The 20,615-nt window shown below is 48.5% G+C and carries 21 protein-coding genes; 8 read left to right on the top strand and 13 right to left on the bottom strand.

The window, feature by feature from the left end; translation table 11 throughout:
• Positions 1-23: 23 nt before the first annotated feature.
• From NDA01_RS18935 to NDA01_RS18905, 7 genes are all read right to left on the bottom strand, one after another.
• Positions 24-1,079: a chemotaxis protein CheB gene (locus NDA01_RS18935; RefSeq protein ID WP_348229163.1), complete on the bottom strand. Its 1,056-nt coding sequence runs from the start codon at positions 1,077-1,079 to the stop codon at positions 24-26.
• A 72-nt stretch (positions 1,080-1,151) separates the two neighbouring features.
• Complete coding sequence (locus NDA01_RS18930) at positions 1,152-2,492, bottom strand: PAS domain-containing sensor histidine kinase (protein WP_348229162.1); 1,341 nt, start codon at positions 2,490-2,492, stop codon at positions 1,152-1,154.
• Between the two features lie 394 nt (positions 2,493-2,886).
• Positions 2,887-3,411, bottom strand: coding sequence for a DUF2231 domain-containing protein (locus NDA01_RS18925; RefSeq protein ID WP_348229161.1), 525 nt, complete (start codon positions 3,409-3,411; stop codon positions 2,887-2,889).
• Positions 3,412-3,553: 142 nt separating this feature from the next.
• Positions 3,554-4,291 (bottom strand): LmeA family phospholipid-binding protein, encoded by a 738-nt coding sequence (locus tag NDA01_RS18920; RefSeq protein ID WP_190441809.1) that lies wholly within the window; start codon positions 4,289-4,291, stop codon positions 3,554-3,556.
• A 104-nt stretch (positions 4,292-4,395) separates the two neighbouring features.
• Complete coding sequence (locus tag NDA01_RS18915; protein WP_348229160.1) at positions 4,396-4,797, bottom strand: hypothetical protein; 402 nt, start codon at positions 4,795-4,797, stop codon at positions 4,396-4,398.
• A gap of 185 nt (positions 4,798-4,982) precedes the next feature.
• Entirely contained in the window at positions 4,983-5,222 is a 240-nt protein-coding gene (locus NDA01_RS18910; RefSeq protein WP_190553953.1) for a hypothetical protein, read from the bottom strand.
• A 288-nt stretch (positions 5,223-5,510) separates the two neighbouring features.
• The gene (locus NDA01_RS18905) at positions 5,511-6,740 is read right to left on the bottom strand and encodes a helix-turn-helix domain-containing protein (protein ID WP_348229159.1); all 1,230 of its coding nucleotides are present in this window, start codon (positions 6,738-6,740) and stop codon (positions 5,511-5,513) included.
• 898 nt (positions 6,741-7,638) lie between these two features.
• Between NDA01_RS18905 and NDA01_RS18900 the strand changes: the two genes are divergently transcribed.
• Positions 7,639-8,010 carry a hypothetical protein gene (locus NDA01_RS18900; RefSeq protein WP_190553955.1) on the top strand — a complete coding sequence of 124 codons (372 nt, stop codon included), beginning with the start codon at positions 7,639-7,641 and terminating at the stop codon, positions 8,008-8,010.
• A 103-nt stretch (positions 8,011-8,113) separates the two neighbouring features.
• On the opposite strand, the gene NDA01_RS18895 is transcribed toward NDA01_RS18900, so the two are convergent.
• From NDA01_RS18895 to NDA01_RS18885, 3 genes are all read right to left on the bottom strand, one after another.
• On the bottom strand, positions 8,114-8,287 hold the full coding sequence (locus NDA01_RS18895) for a hypothetical protein (RefSeq protein ID WP_190441802.1): 174 nt from the start codon (positions 8,285-8,287) through the stop codon (positions 8,114-8,116).
• A 341-nt stretch (positions 8,288-8,628) separates the two neighbouring features.
• Positions 8,629-9,972 (bottom strand): glutathione-disulfide reductase, encoded by a 1,344-nt coding sequence (gene gorA, locus NDA01_RS18890; protein ID WP_348229158.1) that lies wholly within the window; start codon positions 9,970-9,972, stop codon positions 8,629-8,631.
• A 158-nt stretch (positions 9,973-10,130) separates the two neighbouring features.
• On the bottom strand, positions 10,131-10,646 hold the full coding sequence (locus NDA01_RS18885) for a hypothetical protein (protein ID WP_190441798.1): 516 nt from the start codon (positions 10,644-10,646) through the stop codon (positions 10,131-10,133).
• Between the two features lie 294 nt (positions 10,647-10,940).
• Here NDA01_RS18885 and serA point away from each other — a divergent pair, with 294 nt between their 5' ends.
• The 6 genes from serA (at position 10,941) to NDA01_RS18855 (ending at position 17,285) form a co-directional block, all read left to right on the top strand.
• Positions 10,941-12,521, top strand: a complete 1,581-nt coding sequence (gene serA, locus NDA01_RS18880; RefSeq protein ID WP_190553957.1) for a phosphoglycerate dehydrogenase — start codon at positions 10,941-10,943, stop codon at positions 12,519-12,521.
• 414 nt (positions 12,522-12,935) lie between these two features.
• Entirely contained in the window at positions 12,936-13,835 is a 900-nt protein-coding gene (gene prmA, locus NDA01_RS18875; protein WP_190441794.1) for a 50S ribosomal protein L11 methyltransferase, read from the top strand.
• 129 nt (positions 13,836-13,964) lie between these two features.
• Positions 13,965-15,227: an FIST signal transduction protein gene (locus NDA01_RS18870; protein WP_348229157.1), complete on the top strand. Its 1,263-nt coding sequence runs from the start codon at positions 13,965-13,967 to the stop codon at positions 15,225-15,227.
• Between the two features lie 357 nt (positions 15,228-15,584).
• On the top strand, positions 15,585-15,950 hold the full coding sequence (locus tag NDA01_RS18865; protein WP_190441792.1) for a hypothetical protein: 366 nt from the start codon (positions 15,585-15,587) through the stop codon (positions 15,948-15,950).
• Between the two features lie 65 nt (positions 15,951-16,015).
• Complete coding sequence (locus NDA01_RS18860; RefSeq protein ID WP_190441789.1) at positions 16,016-16,222, top strand: ChaB family protein; 207 nt, start codon at positions 16,016-16,018, stop codon at positions 16,220-16,222.
• Positions 16,223-16,376: 154 nt separating this feature from the next.
• Entirely contained in the window at positions 16,377-17,285 is a 909-nt protein-coding gene (locus tag NDA01_RS18855) for a YihY/virulence factor BrkB family protein (RefSeq protein ID WP_348229156.1), read from the top strand.
• A gap of 13 nt (positions 17,286-17,298) precedes the next feature.
• Here NDA01_RS18855 and NDA01_RS18850 read toward each other — a convergent pair whose 3' ends face one another.
• A complete protein-coding gene (locus NDA01_RS18850) occupies positions 17,299-17,979 on the bottom strand; it encodes a hypothetical protein (protein WP_348229155.1) in 681 nt (226 codons plus the stop codon).
• A 518-nt stretch (positions 17,980-18,497) separates the two neighbouring features.
• Between NDA01_RS18850 and bioB the strand changes: the two genes are divergently transcribed.
• On the top strand, positions 18,498-19,469 hold the full coding sequence (bioB, locus tag NDA01_RS18845; RefSeq protein ID WP_348229154.1) for a biotin synthase BioB: 972 nt from the start codon (positions 18,498-18,500) through the stop codon (positions 19,467-19,469).
• Between the two features lie 2 nt (positions 19,470-19,471).
• Here the strand turns inward: bioB and NDA01_RS18840 are convergent, their stop codons facing one another.
• Both NDA01_RS18840 and NDA01_RS18835 read right to left on the bottom strand, forming a co-directional pair.
• Positions 19,472-19,915, bottom strand: coding sequence for a DUF421 domain-containing protein (locus tag NDA01_RS18840; protein WP_348229153.1), 444 nt, complete (start codon positions 19,913-19,915; stop codon positions 19,472-19,474).
• 3 nt (positions 19,916-19,918) lie between these two features.
• A complete protein-coding gene (locus NDA01_RS18835; protein WP_190441782.1) occupies positions 19,919-20,431 on the bottom strand; it encodes a hypothetical protein in 513 nt (170 codons plus the stop codon).
• Positions 20,432-20,615: the final 184 nt, after the last annotated feature.

The following is a 20,615-nucleotide window of genomic DNA, read 5'->3' as shown; positions in this document are numbered from 1 at the left end:
GGGCCGAGCTAGCGGGTTATCGTTTAGCTGGCTTGGTTGGCTTCTGAATTTCTGGAGCTTTGAAATAAAATTTGACGCAATAAATTAGCGCTTTTCTCAGCCTCATGGGCCCGCTCCTGAAACTGATTTTCGGTGTGAGCATAATTTTGTTGGCGAGCATGAGAGGACATCCGCCGCGCCAAGGCTGCTTTTTCTTCTAAGGCTCGAACTGCGGCCCAGAGAGCTTGCTCTACCATATCGGCTTGCTCTGAGATTAAGCTATCCAGGGAGTAAGCATGCCCCACGTGGCAGCGGAAGCGCACCAAATTATCGTTGCGGATTTCCCAAAGCACCCCTCCACACTCCGGGCAAGTGACAGCCGAAGCTCTGTTAGAATTCTCCCCCTGCTCTGAAGCAGCTTTATCTGCCGCAACCACCTCCGCTTCTTGTTCGATCTGAGTTTCATCGGGGGGCATAGGTTTCTCCGTCAGAGGGCTAGACACTAACTTAGTTAAAATGGAGGCGATGTCGGTAGCAGGCAACACATAATCTATCTCTACATTCGCGATCGCACTACGAGGCATGCTGTCGAATACTGCTTCATTTGGGTCTTGAGCGATCGCAATGCCACCTTTGGATTTAATCAGCTCCAAACCTACGGTGCCATCGTCCAAAGCTCCAGATAGCACTACGCCAATGGCACGCGATTGGTAAGCTCTAGCGGCTGAACGAAATAACAGATCAATGGCAGGTCGGTGGCCGTTCTCACGGGGGCCATGACTCAGAAACATAGAATTTTGCCTGAGTAGCAAATGGTAGCCTGGGGGCGCAATGTAAATGTGCCCTGGCAAAATGCCATCTCCATCTTCGGCATGTTTAGCCAGCAAAGATCCAGAACGGTTGAGAATTTGGGGTAAGACGCTCTTACCGTAAGGCGGGAAGTGCACTACTATAAAAACTGCCGCTGAGAGATTTGCAGGTAGTTTTTTGACCAGTCGCACAAGCGCTTCCACCCCGCCTGCCGAGGCACCGATCACAATCGCAAACGGTACATCTAGATCTTTACTACTATCAGCATTGTGGTTAGCAGCCTGAGTCAAAGTAAGTTGAAATGAGGGGGTACTTCGAAAGTATCAAAATATATCTAGAAGCTCGTCCCCCTACAGGCAGCTTTAGCCTAGGCTGAGGCGGCGCGGCAGTTCTACACGAAAGGTTGAGCCTCGCCCGATCTGACTCTCGACTGTAATTTGGCCTTGCATTAGTTGCACTAGAGCATTGGTAATCGAGAGGCCCAAACCTGTGCCGTTATGTCGTCGAGCGATCGACTGATCTAGTTGGCGAAAAGCTTCAAAAATATGCGCCTGGTTGACGGGATCAATACCCATGCCCGTATCACTGACGGTAATCACGATTTGCTCTCTCGACAACTCGTGCACTTCTAAATAGACGCTGCCGCTGTCAGTAAACTTAATTGCGTTGGAAACCAAATTGATCAAAATCTGCCGCAGTCGGCCTGAGTCGTTGACGATCGCAATATTGGGTTGGGCCACATGCACTTTGAACTTCAGATGCTTTTCCTCCGCCAGGGCAGACATTTCTGCTGCGATAGCCTGTACAAGTTGAGCTAAATCCAGGACTTCTAGCTTGAGTGTTAAATGGTTTTCTTCGAGCTTGGAGAAGTCCAAGATTTCCTCAATCATGTCCAACAGATGTTTGCCATTTCTAAAAATGCATTCCAGCATGGCTCGTTGCTGTCGCTGTTGCCCTGGGTCAAACTGACGCAAGAGCAAATCGGAAAACCCCAGAATCGCATTCATCGGAGTGCGGAGTTCGTGAGACATCGTCGCCATAAACTGCGATTTTAGGCGATCGGCCTCGACGAGGTGGAGATTTTGCATTTGTAACTGCTGAATTTTTGCTTCAGCTTGCTTGCGGCTGGTAATGTCCCGCACCAGCCAGCGTAGGGCGATCGCTTTGCCATCAGAGGGGCAACGAGCTGCTTCCACGGTCAAGGCTGCATCAAAGCGATCGCTCCTCCAGCCCTGCAACTGTACTTCCCACTCCTGCACCCGGCTAATTTGGGGTAGCTGATTAACCACAGAGCGAAACCCACGCCGAGCCTCTTCTGGAACAAAACTTGCAATCGGCTTACCAACCAGATACATCGGGTCAATATTGAGTAGACGAGCTGCGGCCTGATTGGCTTCTTGCACAACTCCATAGAGATCAGTCACCAAGTAGCCATCGGGCGCAGACTCAAACAGGTCTAGATAGCGTTGTCGCTCAATTTCTATGACTGCCCGAGCTATCTGAAGTTCTTCATTTTGCTGGCACAACTCCTCCTCGGCCACGCGCAGTTCTTCTAGAGCCAGTTGGAGCTCTGTTAAACACTCGATCAGGATCTCTGGATGCTGCTCGAATAGGTTCTGAGCCTTATCAACTAGTTTCTCAGCGTGTTGGGTTACTACTTCAAGTCGCTGAGCCAACATGCTCTCGTTGCACTTGGCATTCATGTGATTCTTGGTAAAAAATGGGTTTGTTTAAAGAGAGTTGAGCTTAAAAAACTAGTGGCCAGTAGAGAAAAATACTTAATCCAAGTGCCATGTAGTTTACTGAAGCCACAAGGATTAATCAAGCAAAACGCCAACTAGCTTCTAAATTATTTAATACACCCAATCATAATAAGATCCCGAAATTTGATTTTCAGTCTTAAAGCAGAGACTTTCAAATCATTGGAAATAGAAGGCTTATCTCAAATTTCCTTTGCAAAACATTTAAAGATAACCTGAAAAGCCACGTAAAACATGATCAGAAAACACAAAAAAGGGACAGGTAAAAACCTATCCCTCACCTTACGATATTACCTACCACGAAAACTTTAAGATTCTTAAAAAGCTCCAATCAATCCTATGTGCTGCTTTGTCTATCAGTATAACCAATGACAGCAATTTTGTGGCGGTAAACGAGTTCAGCTCCATACCAACCAGAAAGACCTAACAGCGCTGCAACAATTGTTGAAATAATGATCCCTGTTGGTAAAACTGCACCTGTGGTATTGCCCCAGCGCAATGCAAAGTTAGCGATCGAGAGCAACAGCACTGCCACATTCAAAGACATATGCGCCCAACCTGCTGTACGCTTGCGAACGCGCTCGATCTTCAGGAAGTCCATCATCCCGGTGATTGCAGCTACCACACCTGAGATTAACCCAACGGCTAATAACCAAAAAGAAGCTCTAGCCCAAAAAGCATCCTGGGTCAGCCAGTAGGCGAAATCTGTACCTGCGGCTAAAACCAAAACTGCGATCGGAAAAGTTACGATTAATGGATGCAAAGGATGGCCCGCGATCGCCACAGTACTGACGATGCCATTATCACGATAGTCGCTTTCTTCGCTTTCAATAATAGGTGGAATATTGGGGGTCTGTACCATAATTGGTCTCCTTAGGTTTCAACTACTAATAACTCAAATCTCACTGTTTTTACAATTTAGACATAATCCAACTAGTAAAAACAGCTAAACATCCCATGACTCCAAAGTGAAGACGATGTGATGTTTAGCCAAGTTCAGTTATTTAACTCTCTCCGGAGGGAAACTGCTCTACAAGAGCATTGGCTTCTAGCGTTAAGCGGCCCTCTTGCACATTCAGCTGCTTTAACCGCAGGGACATGCCTTCTAACGCAAAATTGCGTAAATCTAATAAAGAGGTTGCTTGCTCTAACAAGGCAGTGGTGAGTTCTGGGGATAAACCTTCCCCTTCCGAGTACTCCACATCTTCTAGAGCAATTCGTTGGCCTCCATCCGCAACCTTAGGAGTGGCCGTAAAAGCAACTTGCTTGCTCTCACCAGAGCTTGCTACTTTCACGTTGGCACTGATGGCAAATTTACCAGCACTCGGCATGCAAAATCCTACTTGCTCAGCATTTACGGTCGTTTGCTGACCATCAATGGTCACGGGCAAGTTTTGCAGCTTCTCTCGAATAAAGTCTGAGTTAAAAGCGCGGTTCATGTCTTCTGCGGTGAGAACGACATGAACATCTGCTTCCGTCGGTCGCTGTAATTCAATTTTGCCAAAAGCAGCACTCAAAGGATTGATAGAAATGCTACCAGTGGTGATCTGCATTTCTTCCATGCGCAGATCTTCCTGCATTACCATCCCTTTGCCGTCGATCGCCACTGAATCCACCTGCCCCTGCATCATCTTAAGGGGGTCAGTGCGGATATCAACATTAATCTCTTCTACTTCATCAAGCTGGCTAGAAATTCCTACTTCTGCCACCTTGCTGATGGCTTGTTCTCCGAGATCTGGCATATTAAGTGCTGCTTTAAAAAATTCCAACTGTTCGCCCTCACTCTAGGCCATTGTCTCCGGTGCATGTATCTACACCACGACAGAGAGACGAAAGGAGGCATAATCTAACTTACGACCAGACACAGATCCACCGAAGCATAAATTTCCGCCTCATTCAGCAAAATCGTCGCTTCGCTGCCAATCCGACCCATCTCTGGTACGGGGCCAAGTTCCATTTCTACTAAGTAGGCCCAAGTCTGGGCATAAGGTTGGCAATATTTCACCGTTCCTTGCCCACCCACAAAGTAGACTTGCTGACTAAGGTGAAATCGAGGTTGCGTGACTGCTGAGCCAACTCCTGCATCAGGCAAACCAACCGAATTAGCGATCGCCTGCTCCCAAGTGCGATCAAACACTGAGCAATTCCGTAGGTACTGCTCCTTCGTATAAGCCCCTACTGGCTTTTGGCTAGAATCCCCTGCGGACTCTTCCGCTCGTCCCGAAATTGAGGAGTGACGGCCAGTCATAAACATCTCCGTTTTTTTATGGTTGAGGTTGGTATTATTCAGCAGCCACAATCACTATTGAGTGTGGATGATAGGAGTGTGAGTGATAGGGTGAATATAAGGCGATCGTATATAGCTCGATCAGTTTGTCTAAGTTATCTTCAGCACATCAGGCATGAGCTAAAACTTAGTCTTAAGCTGAAATCTTACTGAGCTGGTACTAGTTGTTGCGTTGCTTGTGCCGTTGGGACTAAAGTCCAGCCTGCCCGTAACAGTTTTTGGTAAGTCGCCCAACCCTTAGAGCCACCAGGAATGTTGTAGTCACTAACTGCAAGACCTGGACAAGCAGTATAAGGCTTCCAAGGTTGGCTAGGATGGGTGCGTAAATGCAGTACTTTTTCCCCATCTCCACCTGTGAGGGATAACCAACATATTTGACCTGGCATAAACTTCTCCTTGCAAATTAGCTATGTAGAAGAGAACTACTGAGCGCCAACCTGGGCAATTTGCTCCTGACATCCTGTAACGAAAAGGAGCATACTTTGTTTGTAGCCGCAACTGATACTCGGTGTGTTCCTCCAAGAGGTCTGATTAGACCCTTGGGGGTTTATATCTACAGAGATAATTTACTAGGGTGACGAAATTTACATCGCTAGGCAACTTACCTCAAAACCGCCTGAAACAGCCACCAAACATGAGCTGTATATCAAGTCAGCTAATGAAGCTTAGAAGTTTTAGTCGTGCAAAATAATGTAGTGCTTTGGATCTAGAGTGACTTTGCCTTGTTGTTGCAGTTTTCCTAGCAATCGCGTTACCGTAACTCGGGTGGTGCAGCAAGCATTGGCTAAGTCTTCATGGGTTAACCGAACTGGAATCCGCACCCCATTAGACACAGGCTGGCCTATTTCTTGTTTCAACAAAAGCAGAAAACTACGCAAGCGGTCTTGCACCCGTCGCCGTCCTGCTACGGCTAAAAATGCTTCGCTTTGTTGTAGGCGTTGGCTGATGTCAGAGAGCAAAGATTGGGCGAGTTCTGGTTTGGTAGCAATCTCCTGCCAAGTAATCGCTCCTAACTGCACTTCATCTGTAAGCGCTGTTACTTGGTAGACATGGAGCGAGGTCAAGCCAGATCCAAAAGCCATAGCAGGGCCTGCTATACCAACTAGCACTTCTTCACCATTTTCTGAGAAGGTGCTTAACTTCACTAGTCCTTCTTGAACTTGCCAAATGGCATCTGCCTTACAAGGAATAAGTTCCCCCTTGACGTACTTATGCACGGAGGCATCTCCGACGGAGCTACGGCTTTGCCCTGCTATAAGAGATTTAACGGGATTGCGTTCTGCCGGTAGGCTACGAATCAGCCATTGCAGGCAATAAGGTTCGCCCTCTGTGCTGGGTCCAGTATTGGGCACAACAGAAACAGTGGCTTTGACTGTGACACAGCTATCCTCGCGGGGCTGGAGGGGTAATTCCCAGTCTTGCGATCGCTCCATTGACTGCAATTGCAAAATTTTTCGCTGCCACAGAAGCCGATGTTCTAGGGGAACAAAGCTCAGAAATGGTTTGCCAACGAGAAAACGTTGGGCCACGTTGAGCAAGGAAGCTGCTGCGCGATTGGCTTCGCGAATGACGCCGTCTGCCGCGGTGATTAAGTAAGCATCGGGAGCTAGCTCAAACAGTTCTCGGTAGCGATCGCGCTCTTGAACGAGTTGCTGTTGTAGGTTTACCAACTCATTGTTTTGCCGCTGCAACTCTTCAATGGCAACTTGTAATTCCTCTGAAGCCATGCCTACTTCCTTGAAAGCAGTAGGCACTAGCTCTATAGGGATGGCAGGAGAGACATTAGCGGCTTCATAAAGACGACTCAGCCGCCCGTTCATTCCGGTCATGTGGCGCAGCAACTTTTCTAGCGTCACGTTGTTGAGGTCCAAGTCTTTACCGAGAGGAGGCGGTTGGGCTGTCATGAAGGCGAATTGAGTCAGGACTAGGGCTAAATTATAAAAAAGTGCAACTGTAGGCAAAAGCTACTGCAAAAGTACTTAAATCTACGTTAGTTACCTTAAGAATAGAAGATGAATTATTCAAAAGTTTACGGTGTTGCAATAAGTTGTTTTGCAAAATCTTTAAACATTTGGGCTTTACCGTAAGCTAGGGGGAATCTTATGTCGCATAAATTACAAAAAACTTTAAATCTAGGGCAATTGCTAAAGCGCAGAAAATGCTAGAACCCCTGCAAAATATAGCTTAAATACATCCTTGTATAGATAGCTACATAGTTACGTTACACTAAAGTCCGCCTAAGGGTAGAAGTAAGGTAAAAGCTAGAATCGCTAGCTTCCTTAGTAGCTTAGATTACTAAAAAGTTGATGGTGCAGCTCGTGTAAATCAAGCTTGAAAACTGATATATTAGGTTAGGTTTTGACCTGAGCGAAATCTTTAGCAAAACTTAAATCTAGTAACAAGCATTGATGCAAGCTCATTAATAAATCCTCTAGCTCTTTGGGTAGTTGGGCATATTTGAGCTACTAGCCTACATTTAATTTTCCTTCATTTAAATCTTAAAATTTACCAACCGCTTATTTAGATTCTTTTGGTTTCTAATATCAAATTCAATTGATATGTGGAAGGACCATTTGAGCGCCAGACATCTGACAATGCGCCAATTTCATCAATTATTTAAGACTGGTATATTTAATTTTTTCAGTCTTTTAATTAGATTTACTAGCTGCCGTAGCTCCACAGGCAAGCTTTTTGTCTCAGCTTCACGTCTCATTCAGCTTTGGCAAGCCCGATGATTCCTCATCGATAGATTTCGCCACAATTCGGTTCGTTCCTGAAATACTATCCCTGTTACTTGCCACCATGACTCAGCCCAGCCAAACCATCCAAGTGTCACAGCAATTTTCTGATGAGCAGTTACTCGCTATTTGTGAAGCAGCCGATGTCATTGCTTGCCAATGCCCTAGCTACTTAGTTCATTTATTAAAAGAAGTGAAAGAATTTCATCGCTACACGCACGAGTGCATTCAGACCTCGCCTCAGGACGCTTCAACTCATGACTGGCTGAGTGCGCAAGCCGCACAAGTGGAGACGATGCTCTCGCACATTATCTTTGAGCTGTTGCAGCGTGAGAATCTGATTGACGAGCAAAACAATCTCGACCTTGGCAAAATGGCAGAACGATCCAGAGCGATCGCTGTACAGCAAACCGTAGGTCGCAACTCTTGTGCCTAGCGGTTGGAGCTGTTCGCGCGAGATTGTCGGCTCCACCAAGAAGCAACGCCCAAAAAGAGAAACCAACTTAGTAAATAGAGGCAAGTCAGCATCGCTGCCTCCCTCAAGCCAATAACATTGCTACAGCAGGTAAGCCCGCGATCGAAGATGCAATGCAAGTCCAGGCAAAGAAGCTCTCAATATCTTCCTGGTCTAAAGCAACGCCCATCTGAGCCATTGAAAACGGAAATACGGCTAGTAGCAGTACGATGACCAGACCGTATTCTATTCCTGTCATGGTCGCCTCCTATTGATGACTTACATTGGATAATGCAAGTCACAACTCAATCTGCACTCCCTCTACGGTTGAATCGTCTGATGGCCTAGCATCTCTCCTTTAGCTAGGTCTAGCAACTTGTGTTCTTACCCACATAACGCTTTAACAGCAGGCCCTTTCCCTTGATAGAGGGGGAAACAAGATGGCAACGTTAAGTTAAGTAACAACAGTTCCCTCCTGGCTTGAAGTCTTAAGGGCTTGATGTCCGAGGGCAAGTGTAACTCAGTGCTCCGTACTCCTATGAGTCCCTGGTTTCTAATCTGGGGACTTTTTTTGACCAGTTCAAAAATTAAAGGGAAAAATCAAAGGGTGAGAAACTCTTCCGCGCTGGAGGGATGGATACCGATCGCCTGGTCAAAATCCCGTTTGGTTGCTCCCATTCTGATCGCGATCGCCAAAGTTTGAATAATTTCGGCAGCCGCCTCACCCACCATATGCGCTCCTAAGACGCGATCGGAGCGACTATCTAGAACTAGTTTCACCAAACTTTTTTCCGGTCGCCCCGTCAAACTGACATATAAGGGTGGAAATCGGCTGGACTCACAACGCACCTCATCCCCAAACTGCTCCCGGGCTTTCGTTTCAGTTAAGCCCACCGATGCCGCCTCTGGACGTGCAAATACCGCTGTCGGCACACAATCATAGTTAACTGGTTGGGGTTGCCCGCCAAATTCAGTCTCCACAAAGGCGATCGCTTCCATCTTGGCGACGGGAGTGAGGGCTAGGCGATTAGTGCAATCCCCCACAGCAAAAATATTAGGTTGATGCGTGCGGCTATATTCATCCACCGCGATCGCGCCCTTAGGGTCTGTGGCAATCCCTACTTGTTCTAAACCTAAGTCTTTCGTGTTTGGCGTGCGTCCTACAGCACACAGCACTGTATCTACTGTCAGCGATTCAGAACAATCGCCTGCAAGTTGCAGACACAGCCCTGCGGCTTCCGACGTAATTTCTTTGGCGGTGCTATTGCCGCAAAACTTAATGCCACGATGAATCAACCCTGCTTGCACTTCGTTACGCAGATCTGAGTCAAATCCAGACAAGACTTGCTCAGCATTATCAACCAAAGTGACTTCTGAGCCGAAATTTCGCAGCATGCTGGCAAACTCTACGCCAATGTAGCCACCCCCAATAATGGCAATCTGCTGAGGCAACTGCGACAGTTGAAACATCTCATCAGAAGTGAGAGCGTGCTCGGCTCCCGGAAAGTTGGGCTTGGTGGGTCTGCCCCCCACCGCAATCAGAATTTTGTCTGCCGTAACTTGGCGATCGCCAACTGCCAACGTGTGGGGGTCTACAAAAGTGGCGCGACCTGTAAGTATCTCTACCCCTGCCTTGGCTAGCGCTTGTTGGTGCGACTGTTGGATGTGTTGCAGTTCTTGCCGGATCGCTTGCATCAGCTTCGACCACTCGAACTGGGGTTGGACTGCTTGCCAGCCGTACCCGACCGCATCATGAAACAACTGCGGAAAATCAGCCGCGTAGACCATTAGCTTTTTGGGCACGCAACCCCGGTTGACGCAGGTTCCTCCCATGGCGCTTTGCTCTGCGATCGCCACCCGCGCTCCATAAGCTGCGGCTCGTTTTGAGGCTGCAAGTCCTGCTGACCCACCGCCCATGATCAACAAGTCATAGTCAAAGCTCATGTACTTTTAGCCTCGCTTTTACCAGCTTCTTTTTGACGACAAACTTTGACAACAAGCTGATCCAGCTTTCAGCTTGCAAATCAATCTCAGCAGTCTAGTGGTAGGCTAACGCGCTCATAGGACGGAAGCAATCTATAAAAAGCTGGATTCGATGCTCCTCATTCCACGCCTGGCTCGGTATAAGCTTGCAGATTCTCAGTGGGGAAGTTGCGGAGAGTGCGAGTGGCCCGGTTGAGTAAAGCGCTAGAGCCGCGCACGACCACTAAATACTTTCCAGCATCGAGGCGATCGCGGTAAGGCAAGGTATCGCCACCCCCGATCAGCAAACCTCCTCCGCCTCCGATCACCGCCCCGCCCATTGCTCCAGAAATGGCACCTAGGACGCCACCGATCAGATGGTTACCCAAGCTCCCAGCCCAACTAAATAATTCGATGCCTGTAATGAAGTTAAAGACATAACCTGCTGCAAACCCAAAGGGAGCCAACCACAGAATCATTAGCATGGCTTGCTTGCGAGCGTCTGCGTTGGGGTCTAACAAGCCGTACTCGTCGGCACTCTGATACCCTTTGCCCAAAATCGCCACTTGATTAGGCTTGAGTCCTTCTTTTTCTAAAGCTGAGTAAGCTGCTTCAGCTTGAATGCGATCGCTCAGTACAGCAACAAGGTAGTTCATAACTTGGTTGAAAATTTCATCACCGGATCTAGTAATAGCAGAACGTAGAGAAGTCAGGAGCCGGAAGTCGGAAGCCAGAAGAGTTCTATCACCCTATTTCTGGGAAATCTCTCTCAGGAGTATTGATCAAGATCAAAAAACTTTTTGGGGATCAGCAGCGGTGAGACGCTTTAGTTCTACAATGGCCTATTGTGGCAAATCGTCTTTATAGTAAGCCGTTACAACGCTGCCGCTCAATTGCTGCTGACTTGTTCAGTGGGGCAAGTTCTCCCTTTCGCGTTAAATCTGCCTACCATGTCAAAGGTTCTCGTCTCCGATCCCATCGACCAAGTTGGAATTGATATTCTCTCCCAGGTAGCCCAAGTTGATGTCAAAACTGGGTTGCCTCCTGAAGAACTGATCCGGATTATCCCGGAGTACGATGCCTTAATGATCCGCTCTGGTACGCGGGTCACGCAAGAAATTATTGAGGCTGGCACGCAACTCAAGATTATTGGTCGCGCTGGCGTTGGCGTAGATAACGTGGATGTGCCTGCTGCCACCCGTCGCGGGATTTTGGTGGTCAACTCGCCCGAAGGCAACACGATCGCAGCGGCAGAGCACACGCTAGCAATGATGCTGTCTCTGTCTCGCTACATCCCTGATGCCAATCAATCGATCAAAAGCGGTCAATGGGACCGTAAGACCTACGTAGGCGTAGAAGTCTACAAGAAAACCTTGGGGATTGTGGGCTTAGGCAAAATTGGGGCACATGTTGCCACTGTTGCTAGAGCGATGGGCATGAAACTGCTCGCTTACGATCCTTTCGTTTCTACGGAACGGGCGGAACAGCTAGGTTGCCGCCTCGTAGAACTCGATTTGTTGCTGCGCGAAGCGGATTACATTACGCTGCATTTACCTAAAACCCCAGAAACGACTCACTTGATCAATGCAGAGTCGTTGGCAAAAATGAAGCCCACCGCCCGCATCGTCAACTGTGCCCGTGGCGGCATCATTGATGAAGACGCTCTGGTGGAGGCCGTTAAAACTGGCAAAATTGCGGGTGCAGCCATAGACGTATTTGAAGCTGAGCCTTTGGGCGAATCCTCTCTGCGATCGGCAGGCAAAGATTTGATTCTGACTCCCCACTTGGGTGCTTCCACGGAAGAAGCCCAAGTCAACGTGGCGATCGATGTAGCTGAGCAAATCCGCGATGTGCTTCTAGGTCTGCCCGCTCGGTCTGCAGTCAACATCCCCGGTTTGCGTCCCGAAGTTCTAGAGAAACTGCGTCCTTATTTGCAACTAGCTGAAACCTTAGGCAATTTGGTGGCTCAGTTGGCTGGCGGTCGGGTGGAAAGCCTGAATATCCGTTTGCAAGGCGAGGTTGCTAGCAGTGATACGCAACCCATTGTGATTGCGGCGCTGAAGGGTTTACTCTCCCATGCGTTGCAAGAGCGAGTTAACTATGTAAATGCCAGCATTGAGGCCAAGGAACGCGGCATTCGGGTGGTGGAAACTCGTGATGCGTCGGTGAAGGACTATACAGGCTCTTTGGTGGTCTCTGCTAAGGGATCGCTGGGTGAGCATTCGGTGACAGGGGCGCTATTGGGCGGTGATGAAATTCGGATTACGAATGTAGACGAGTTTCCAGTCAACGTGCCACCTAACCGTTACATGCTGTTTACGTTGCACCGCGATATGCCAGGGATTATTGGCAAGATTGGCTCTCTCTTGGGCAGTTTCAATGTCAACATCGCGAGTATGCAGGTAGGCCGCAAGATTGTGCGCGGTGATGCGGTGATGGTGCTAAGTATTGATGATCCACTACCAGATGGGATTTTGGCTGAGATCCTGAAGGTACCAGGGATTCGGGATGCTTATACGGTGACGTTGTAGGTTTCGTTACGCTGTAAAGCGATCGCTTAGACGTTTAGTGATTTAGATGGGGCAGTGGGGATCAATTTTGGTTCTCACTGCCTTTTTTATGTTTGAACCTGAGTAGAATCCGAGCCTTGAGGGCACCTGCCCTCAAACTCCCGCTGAGGGACGGCTGCGTCCCCCAGACCCCCTCCAGACGAGTCTGGTTATAGGTGTTTCGAGATGGTGGAATTTGAAGTCGGTGATGTGGATGATATCAGTTATAGATCTGAAATATGGCTCTGAAAAATTTGTGGCTGTAGAGATTCTTTCTGCGTCAATCTCGATCTTTTGAGAAGATAGTTGACGGAGATTGTTACAGTTGCTTTGGCGCGTACAATACTTCCGAGTGGATGGGTTGATTGAGCATAACTTTGATCTGGGGCGGCAATCTTGGCAAATAGCTGGTGGGAAATTCAGGTTCTTTGCGATCCGGCGCTGGACGATTTAGCTTTTTGGCGGCTAGAGGATTTTGGCTGTAAAGGTACGTCTAGTGAAATTAGAGGCCATGCTTGTTTGGTAAAGGCGTATTTGCCCCAGGAACAGGCGCATCTATTGGATTTGGCGGCGTTGGCTTTGTTGCTGCGTCAAGATGCGCTGGCTGTAGGGATGCCTGTTCCGGCGGTGCAATGGGAAATTATTGATGAGGAGGATTGGTCTAGTAGCTGGAAGCAGCACTGGCAACCACAGAAGATTGGCGATCGCTTCTTAATCTATCCAGCCTGGCTGCCACTACCGGATGAGGCAACTCTGGAGGATCGTTTGCTTCTACGTTTAGATCCTGGGGTGGCGTTTGGAACAGGGGCGCACCCAACGACTCAGCTTTGCCTGGAAGCATTAGAGATGCGGATGGGGCCAGGGGCGACAGATGTGGTTGTGGCGGATATTGGTTGTGGCTCTGGCATTCTTTCGGTCGGTGCAGTGTTGTTGGGAGCGCGGAAAGCTTACGCGGTTGACATTGATCCGCTAGCGGTTCGCTCGGTTCACGAAAATGTGGAGCTAAATCAGGTTGATCCGGACCGACTGTTGGTTGAAACGGGCAGTCTCGATCGCTTGATTCAAATGACTCAGGGGCCTGTGGATGGCTTTACGTGTAATATTCTGGCTGAGGTCATCTTGGATATGATCCCTGATATGGCGGCTTTGGCTAAAGCGACTACTTGGGGGATTCTCAGCGGTATTTTGCTGGATCAAGTGAAGCCGATCGCCGATACGCTGGAGCAAAATGATTGGATTGTGGCGACGTTGTGGCGGCGGCAGGATTGGTGTTGTCTGAATATTCGTCGTTCTTAGACCTGTATCCTAGTTGACAGGGATTAGGTGAAGCCCTGATGCCAACACCTGCTAAATAGGTGCGATCGCCTCTACTCGTGGCGGTCTAAACTTTGGAAAGGATGCTGCACTGGAGAAGGGGAAATTGTCATGGTAGAAGCACCCACAGCCGATCGGATGAAATGGGCAAATGCCTTGTCAACTCGTTCTTCTTTGGAGGCGGCGATTGAGGAAGTGGTGGAACGGGCGCAGGAGAGCTTAGGCGTTGCAGCGAATTTTGGCATTTTGTTCATCTCAGCCGCCTTTGCCAGCGAATATTCCCGCCTGATGCCTCTCCTGAAGGAACGTTTGTCGGTGCCTACCCTCATCGGTTGTAGTGGGGGTGGCATTATTGGAGTTGATTCCAGTGGGGAGGCTCAAGAAGTGGAGATGGAGCCTGCTCTGAGCTTGAGTTTGGCTTATCTGCCAGAGGTAAAAATCCAGGCTTTTCATGTGACGGCGGAGGAATTGCCGGATCTAGATAGTTCGCCGGATGCTTGGGTAAAAGTGATCGGGGTTTCGCCAGAGGATCAGCCTCATTTCATTCTGTTGGTTGACCCGATGTCTTCTAAGCTCAATGACTTGTTGCAGGGGCTAGATTTTGCTTACCCTGGCTCGATCAAGGTTGGCGGTCTTGCCAGTGCCAATGCGATGGGCGGTAACAACGGTCTGTTTTGCAATTATGAACTCCTACGAGAGGGCATTGTAGGAGTCGCCCTTAGCGGCAAAATTGTGGTGGAAACGATTGTAGCTCAAGGCTGTCGGCCCATCGGCCCTACCTACCGAGTGACGGAAGGGGAGCGCAATATCTTACTGGGGCTGGAAGCTCAAACCGAGGAGGATCTAGGGGCAAGCAATGGTCAAGGTCGTACTCCACTAACGGTGCTGCAAGAGCTGATTCAAGAGATGAGCGAAGAGGATCGATCGCTAGCACAGCATTCGTTGTTTGTGGGGGTGGCTCGCAATGCCTTTAAGCAAACGCTGGAGCAGGGGGATTTTTTGATCCGGCAAGTGCTGGGGGTTGATCCAAGGGTAGGAGCGATCGCGATCGGCGATCGGGTACGGCCTGGTCAACGGATTCGGTTTCATTTACGCGATGCTGAAGCTTCGGCGGACGATCTCCGCAATTTGCTGGAGCGTTATTGCCAACAAAATTCCGACAGCCCAACTTCTGAGGCGGCTTTAATGTTTTCTTGTTTGGGTCGAGGTGAGGGGCTTTATGGGGAAGCCAATTTCGACTCGCATTTATTCAGCCGCTATTTTGGCAATATACCTTTGAGTGGTTTCTTTTGTAATGGGGAAATTGGGCCGATTGGTGGCAGCACGTTTCTACACGGTTATACGTCTGTGTTTGGAATTTTGCGACAAGGTTAGGGCGGGATTTGTAGTTGAGATGTTTAGTTGATGCTTTGGTTTAACTAAATCCGAGCCTTGGGGGCACTCGCCCCCAAACCCCCGCTGAGGGACGGTTGCGCCCCCCAGACCCCCTCCAAACGAGTTTTGATATGAGTGTTTCGAGACCTTAGACTCGTCTATGGCCTACGTTCTCTTTTATTCTCTGGCTTCTACTTCCTCATTCCTGCTCATTCATCCTTCATCCCTCATCCCTCCTCTAATCTCTTCCCTGTTACTCAGATAAGCTATCCCGTTGGTTGGAGGCGATCGCGCTGCTATTTTTTTAATCTACGGATAGGCATTTAATTGCAGTTTTGAAATTTTGGAATTTTTAATATGAATAAAGATTCTGCATCTTATCCCGATCCTTCAGGTATCAATCAACCGATGACTCCTGAGGAAGTCGATCCGCAGCAAAAGCGAGAGCAGAAAGAGGAAATGGATCGCGTAGGTAAGGGTAATCTAACGGCTAACCCTGGCGATCGCATTGATGATTCTAAGAGTCTGCAAGAAAAAGCGCAGCAAGTTGCAGTAGATGCGCCAGACATCACTGGGGATCACATTGTCGTTCCTACCTACTTTGTGGTGGATGAACCCGATGGGACGCAAAAGCCCCTGCATCATGTGAAGGATGCTGAAGAAATTTCTGATGTGATTCGCCAAGCGCGGGTAGACGAAAACGGCGAACGGATTTGGCGGTAGTATTCCTTTCGTAGGGACATGAGGCGCTCACTTTAATCTACTTTGTGAAATGTAGGAGGGATTTTATGCCCTACACCGAAGTGAAGGAGTTACCCGATGCAGTTAAGCATCACCTGCCTCACCATGCCCAGGAAATCTTTCTAGCAGCGTTTAACCACGCTTTTGACGAATACGAAGGCGAGGAAGAGCGGGCTTTCCGGGTGGCTTGGGCAGCTGTGAAGCGAGACTACGAGAAGGGCGATGACGGCAATTGGCATCGCAAGCCTGACTAAGCATCAGATAACTTTCCCAGGGGCGCAACGTTGCGCCCTTGCCTTATTTAATTGCTTACCAATAACTATTATTAACTGCGATCGCAGTTAAATATTTAGAAATCTAAGAAATCTAAGTAGAAACCAAAGCGAATAAATTTTAGGAGTTACATCGATGAACCTCAAGGCAGTTTGGACGCTGCTAAAAGATACGGTAACTGAATGGCAAGCGGATAAAGTGCCCTTGTTGGCGGCAGCGTTGGCCTATTACACGGTGTTTTCTCTCGCGCCCTTGCTCGTCATTGTGATTGCGATCGCGGGCTTCGTTTTCGGTCCTGAGGCTGCTCGCAACCAATTAGACGAACAAATTCAAGGTCTAGTTGGCCGACAAGGTGCTGAGGCCATTCAAACCATGATCCAGAGTGCCTCCCACCCTTCCTCTGGCATCGTTGCCACGGTAATCAGTGTAGTGACACTGCTTTTGGGAGCTTCCGGCGTTTTTGCCCAGCTACAAGATGCGCTGAATACAATTTGGGAAATTCCGCCTTCTAAGGAAGGTGTTAAAGGTATGGTGAAAGCCCGTGCCACTTCTTTTGCTATGGTGCTGGTGATTGGCTTTTTGCTACTAGTTTCTTTGGTGGCGAGTGCGGCGCTGGCGGGGATTGGCAACTTTTTCGGCCATTTGATCCCTGGCCTCGCCATTCTTTGGCAACTCGTCAATTTTGTGATTTCCTTCGGGGTTATCACTCTCCTCTTTGGCTTGATTTACCGAGTGCTACCAGATGTCAGAGTACCTTGGGGTGATGTGTGGCATGGTGCCATTGTCACTTCTTTACTGTTTACTGTAGGTAAGTGGCTGCTCGGCCTTTATCTAGGCAATAGTGGTGTTGCCTCTCCCTACGGGGCAGCGGGTTCTTTCGTAGTGGTTTTAGTTTGGGTTTATTACTCAGCTCAAATTCTGTTGTTTGGGGCGGAGTTTACCCAGGTTTATTCCAAGCACTATGGTTCTAAGTGGCGGCTTGCTCGCAGCAATACTCCTCTAGATGCTCAGAACGAAGTCCCCAAGCTTGGCCAAGAGCGGTAACGCCACCTATCACTCATAAACAAGCTAACCCCGCATAGACGGCTACCAGAAATAAATATGGTTCCTGAGCCGTTTGTGTGGGAGTGCCATTGACTGTAAAGTTGGCAAGCGCGATCGCACTTGCGGTAATCCCTTCGTCGAAAGCTGTGATCGTGAAATCACCAACAATGACTGGATCAGCTCTTTCAGTAGTAGGGGCGAACTGCGGATGGTTCTCAGGAGCGGCAACGACAAACCGAATTCTGTACTGTCCAGCCTGATCTAAAACCAAACAAGGCGTTAGGCTATCTGTATCCGACAAGCTGGTATGGCTATCGGTTGGCCATGCTGTTAGCTGCCAGTCAAAGGCGGGATGGTAAGTTAGAGAGCTAGTTGTCTCTACTTGTAAGTTCTGTTCAGCCGCCGGACGCATCCTTAACTCTTGCTGATTAGGAAAGGTCCCACTGACGCAGCGCGGTTGCCAGACGTTATATTTCTGGACTAACAACCATTGTTTCTCAAGTTCATAGCAAGTAGGCTGTGCCGTTTTCTGCGATCGCACGAGTAGCGCTGAACCTGTAGAACTGCTAGCAGCCAGATTCGCTGGCGAGCGAGGGTTGGAGCTAGGCTCTGGGCAATCAACTAAGTTCCAGCCTGGACCTGATTTGATTGATGCTACTGTTGCGCTTAAAACTGTCAAAACCTTAGTTTTCACGGCGACCTACTTAAATCAAGTTATTGAAAACCTGAAAGTTAACTCATGCCTCTGGTTAAACCTCACACTGCTCTACCTGATTAGAATTTCTAGCTAAGTTCCAATCCTTAATGTCAATTTATTGGGTTTGTTCACGGTAAAAAGTATCCTGTCAACCTGAATTGAGGGTTGAGCTGTGGTTTTTAAGTACCGCTCGCCAATAGCAGTTGAATCGAGGTCAACATCAGCTTGTCATTGCTTCCATCAGTCGCTAGTGGGCAGGTGCATCTCAGTATATTTTCTGTGCTCAAACAAAAATAATGTGATTGCATTTTAGCTGACTACCTGGTTTCTGCGTAATATCATGTAGATTAGGGTTGATATTTTTAACTAAAATTAACTTTGAGTGGCTACTCCTACGGCGAACTGATTTAACCTGCTCCAACACTCAGTAGCTCAAATTGGATCGAGACTGATAATCTCTACTAGGGGTGTGAATTACTTCAACTCTCTGAAACTATCTCGCTACGACGTGTGCCATGTCTGCAACTCTTGATCGGATTACCCAGATTTACCAACAGCCGTTACCAGATCTCCTCTTTGAAGCCCAACGGGTTCACCGAGAGCATCACGATCCGCATGCAGTTCAACTATGCACGCTCAGCAATATCAAAACTGGTTTGTGCCCAGAAGATTGTGCTTACTGCTCCCAGAGCGTCCACAACCAAACTGATCTCAAACCTCAAGCCCTGCTGAATGTTGAGGAAGTATTAGCCGAAGCTCGCGTAGCTAAGGCAAATGGTGCTACTCGATTTTGCATGGGGGCTGCTTGGCGAGAAGTGAAAGATGGCCCCTTGTTCGATCGCGTATTAGAGATGGTCCGCCAAGTTGCCGACTTGGATATAGAAGTTTGTTGCACCTTAGGCATGCTGAAGCCACACCAAGCGCAACAACTTAAAGCAGCAGGTTTGACTGCGTACAATCACAATTTGGATACTTCCCCTTCCTATTATTCGCAAGTAATTACCACTCGCACTTATCAGGACCGATTAGAGACGATTCGGGCGGTAAGTGAAGCGGGGATTTCTGTGTGCTGCGGCGGCATCCTGGGTATGGGTGAATCTGTGAGCGATCGCCTGGAATTGTTAGAGGCGCTTTGTGGCCTAGAACCCACTCCAGAATCTATCCCGATTAACTGTTTAGTTCCGGTGTCTGGGACTCCGCTTGAAGACACCACACCTGTAGATTCAATCGAGTTAGTTAGAACGATCGCCACGACTCGGATTCTGTTTCCTCAAGCAATGGTGCGTCTCTCGGCAGGACGCTTACAAATGAGCGATGAGTTGCAAGCACTTTGCTTCTTTGCAGGTGCCAACTCCATCTTTACAGGACCAGTTTTGCTGACGACTCCCAACCCAGACCATAACCATGATGAGCAGATGTTGCAGCGTCTAGGCATGACCCCCAAACCCCTCTCTGTTTCCAGTTCGGTAGCATCTCCAAGTCTATAAAATTAGGGTTTAGGAATAATTGAAATTCCCCCACTCCGTTCTAAAACGGCATATTTAATTTGATCCATGCGCTCTAATCCATGCAATTCTCGCGCGGCTGCTAGGATGTCATCGACATCTACTCGTGCCTGCTTCATCCGGTCCTGTAATAGCTTTCCTTCCGCAACGATGATGACAGGAACCCCATCAATCCATTTCTCAACTTGAGGCGATCGCTGCTTCCAGAAAGACATAACGGTATCCAGACCAACCAAAGTCAAGATTACTAAGAAGGCGTTAGTGAGAGAGAAATCTTCGCCCAAGAGTGCTTGCTGCGTGGCCTCTCCTACAATTAATACCAGCACAAAATCAAAAGTTGTAATCTGGGCCAGAGAACGCTTCCCACTGAGGCGAAAGAGCAGCATCAAAATAACGTAGAGCACAACAGCCCGTAGCACCGAGTTCATTATTTAGGGATATATTAATTGATTAAATCTAAGGGTTGGTCCTGTAACGACTCCAACCTGACCAGTTTGCAGACCTACTTGATCTGGCTGTAAGTAAAATGTCACGGCTGTAGGGCGATCGAGAGCAGTCGTGCGAAAAACATAAGTCAGGCGATCGGGGCTTGCTTCCACCCACTCTGGCTGCGGAGTCACCTGTTGGACTTCGGTTGACTCCAAATAAGAGCGGCTCAACCAGACCTTCACCTTACCGTTCTGCTCACTGCCTGCTCCCAAGATGATTTTCAGCTTGGCTGGGGCGTGGAAGCGTCCGAAACGGTCGTACTCCAACTGTAGCGAATCGCTTGGACTGCTAACATTACCTCGACTAAGGGGACCTGAGCCGAATAAGCCCGCTAGTGCTCCTACCGCAATTAGCCCCCACCCAATCCAGCTAAGACGTTGTATCGCCCAAGCGCGGCGCTGAAACTCCAAGTCTTGGACAATCTCCAAGTCACCAACTCGCTGAATATCGTTCATGCGAGGTTGCCTACTCAAGATCGCCTACTAGGTCTTCCTTAGTAACTTCCTTAGTAACAGAATAGTCAACTCCTTTCAGATGCTTTTGTAGTTGAATGAGATTTACCGTAACCATAACTGTCCTGGGTCATTCAAAAAAGAGAGCTTGTCAAGCCATGCTCAGAAGGATAGCTGTCTCTGATTT

Origin of the sequence: Trichocoleus desertorum AS-A10, from assembly GCF_039962155.1 — a bacterium.
Classification (GTDB): Bacteria; Cyanobacteriota; Cyanobacteriia; order FACHB-46; family FACHB-46; genus Trichocoleus.
Note: the sequence above shows the minus strand (reverse complement) of the source record. Positions and strands in the feature narration are given on the sequence as shown.

Excerpts from the sequence above, each read along its gene's own strand:
- NDA01_RS18930 (WP_348229162.1), bottom strand. The coding sequence starts at position 2,492 with ATGAATGCCAAGTGCAACGAGAGCATGTTGGCTCAGCGACTTGAAGTA.
- NDA01_RS18925 (WP_348229161.1), bottom strand. The coding sequence starts at position 3,411 with ATGGTACAGACCCCCAATATTCCACCTATTATTGAAAGCGAAGAAAGC.
- NDA01_RS18920 (WP_190441809.1), bottom strand. The coding sequence starts at position 4,291 with ATGCCAGATCTCGGAGAACAAGCCATCAGCAAGGTGGCAGAAGTAGGA.
- NDA01_RS18915 (WP_348229160.1), bottom strand. The coding sequence starts at position 4,797 with ATGACTGGCCGTCACTCCTCAATTTCGGGACGAGCGGAAGAGTCCGCA.
- NDA01_RS18910 (WP_190553953.1), bottom strand. The coding sequence starts at position 5,222 with ATGCCAGGTCAAATATGTTGGTTATCCCTCACAGGTGGAGATGGGGAA.
- NDA01_RS18905 (WP_348229159.1), bottom strand. The coding sequence starts at position 6,740 with ATGACAGCCCAACCGCCTCCTCTCGGTAAAGACTTGGACCTCAACAAC.
- NDA01_RS18900 (WP_190553955.1), top strand. The coding sequence starts at position 7,639 with ATGACTCAGCCCAGCCAAACCATCCAAGTGTCACAGCAATTTTCTGAT.
- NDA01_RS18895 (WP_190441802.1), bottom strand. The coding sequence starts at position 8,287 with ATGACAGGAATAGAATACGGTCTGGTCATCGTACTGCTACTAGCCGTA.
- gorA (WP_348229158.1), bottom strand. The coding sequence starts at position 9,972 with ATGAGCTTTGACTATGACTTGTTGATCATGGGCGGTGGGTCAGCAGGA.
- NDA01_RS18885 (WP_190441798.1), bottom strand. The coding sequence starts at position 10,646 with ATGAACTACCTTGTTGCTGTACTGAGCGATCGCATTCAAGCTGAAGCA.
- serA (WP_190553957.1), top strand. The coding sequence starts at position 10,941 with ATGTCAAAGGTTCTCGTCTCCGATCCCATCGACCAAGTTGGAATTGAT.
- NDA01_RS18870 (WP_348229157.1), top strand. The coding sequence starts at position 13,965 with ATGGTAGAAGCACCCACAGCCGATCGGATGAAATGGGCAAATGCCTTG.
- NDA01_RS18865 (WP_190441792.1), top strand. The coding sequence starts at position 15,585 with ATGAATAAAGATTCTGCATCTTATCCCGATCCTTCAGGTATCAATCAA.
- NDA01_RS18860 (WP_190441789.1), top strand. The coding sequence starts at position 16,016 with ATGCCCTACACCGAAGTGAAGGAGTTACCCGATGCAGTTAAGCATCAC.
- NDA01_RS18855 (WP_348229156.1), top strand. The coding sequence starts at position 16,377 with ATGAACCTCAAGGCAGTTTGGACGCTGCTAAAAGATACGGTAACTGAA.
- bioB (WP_348229154.1), top strand. The coding sequence starts at position 18,498 with ATGTCTGCAACTCTTGATCGGATTACCCAGATTTACCAACAGCCGTTA.
- NDA01_RS18840 (WP_348229153.1), bottom strand. The coding sequence starts at position 19,915 with ATGAACTCGGTGCTACGGGCTGTTGTGCTCTACGTTATTTTGATGCTG.
- NDA01_RS18835 (WP_190441782.1), bottom strand. The coding sequence starts at position 20,431 with ATGAACGATATTCAGCGAGTTGGTGACTTGGAGATTGTCCAAGACTTG.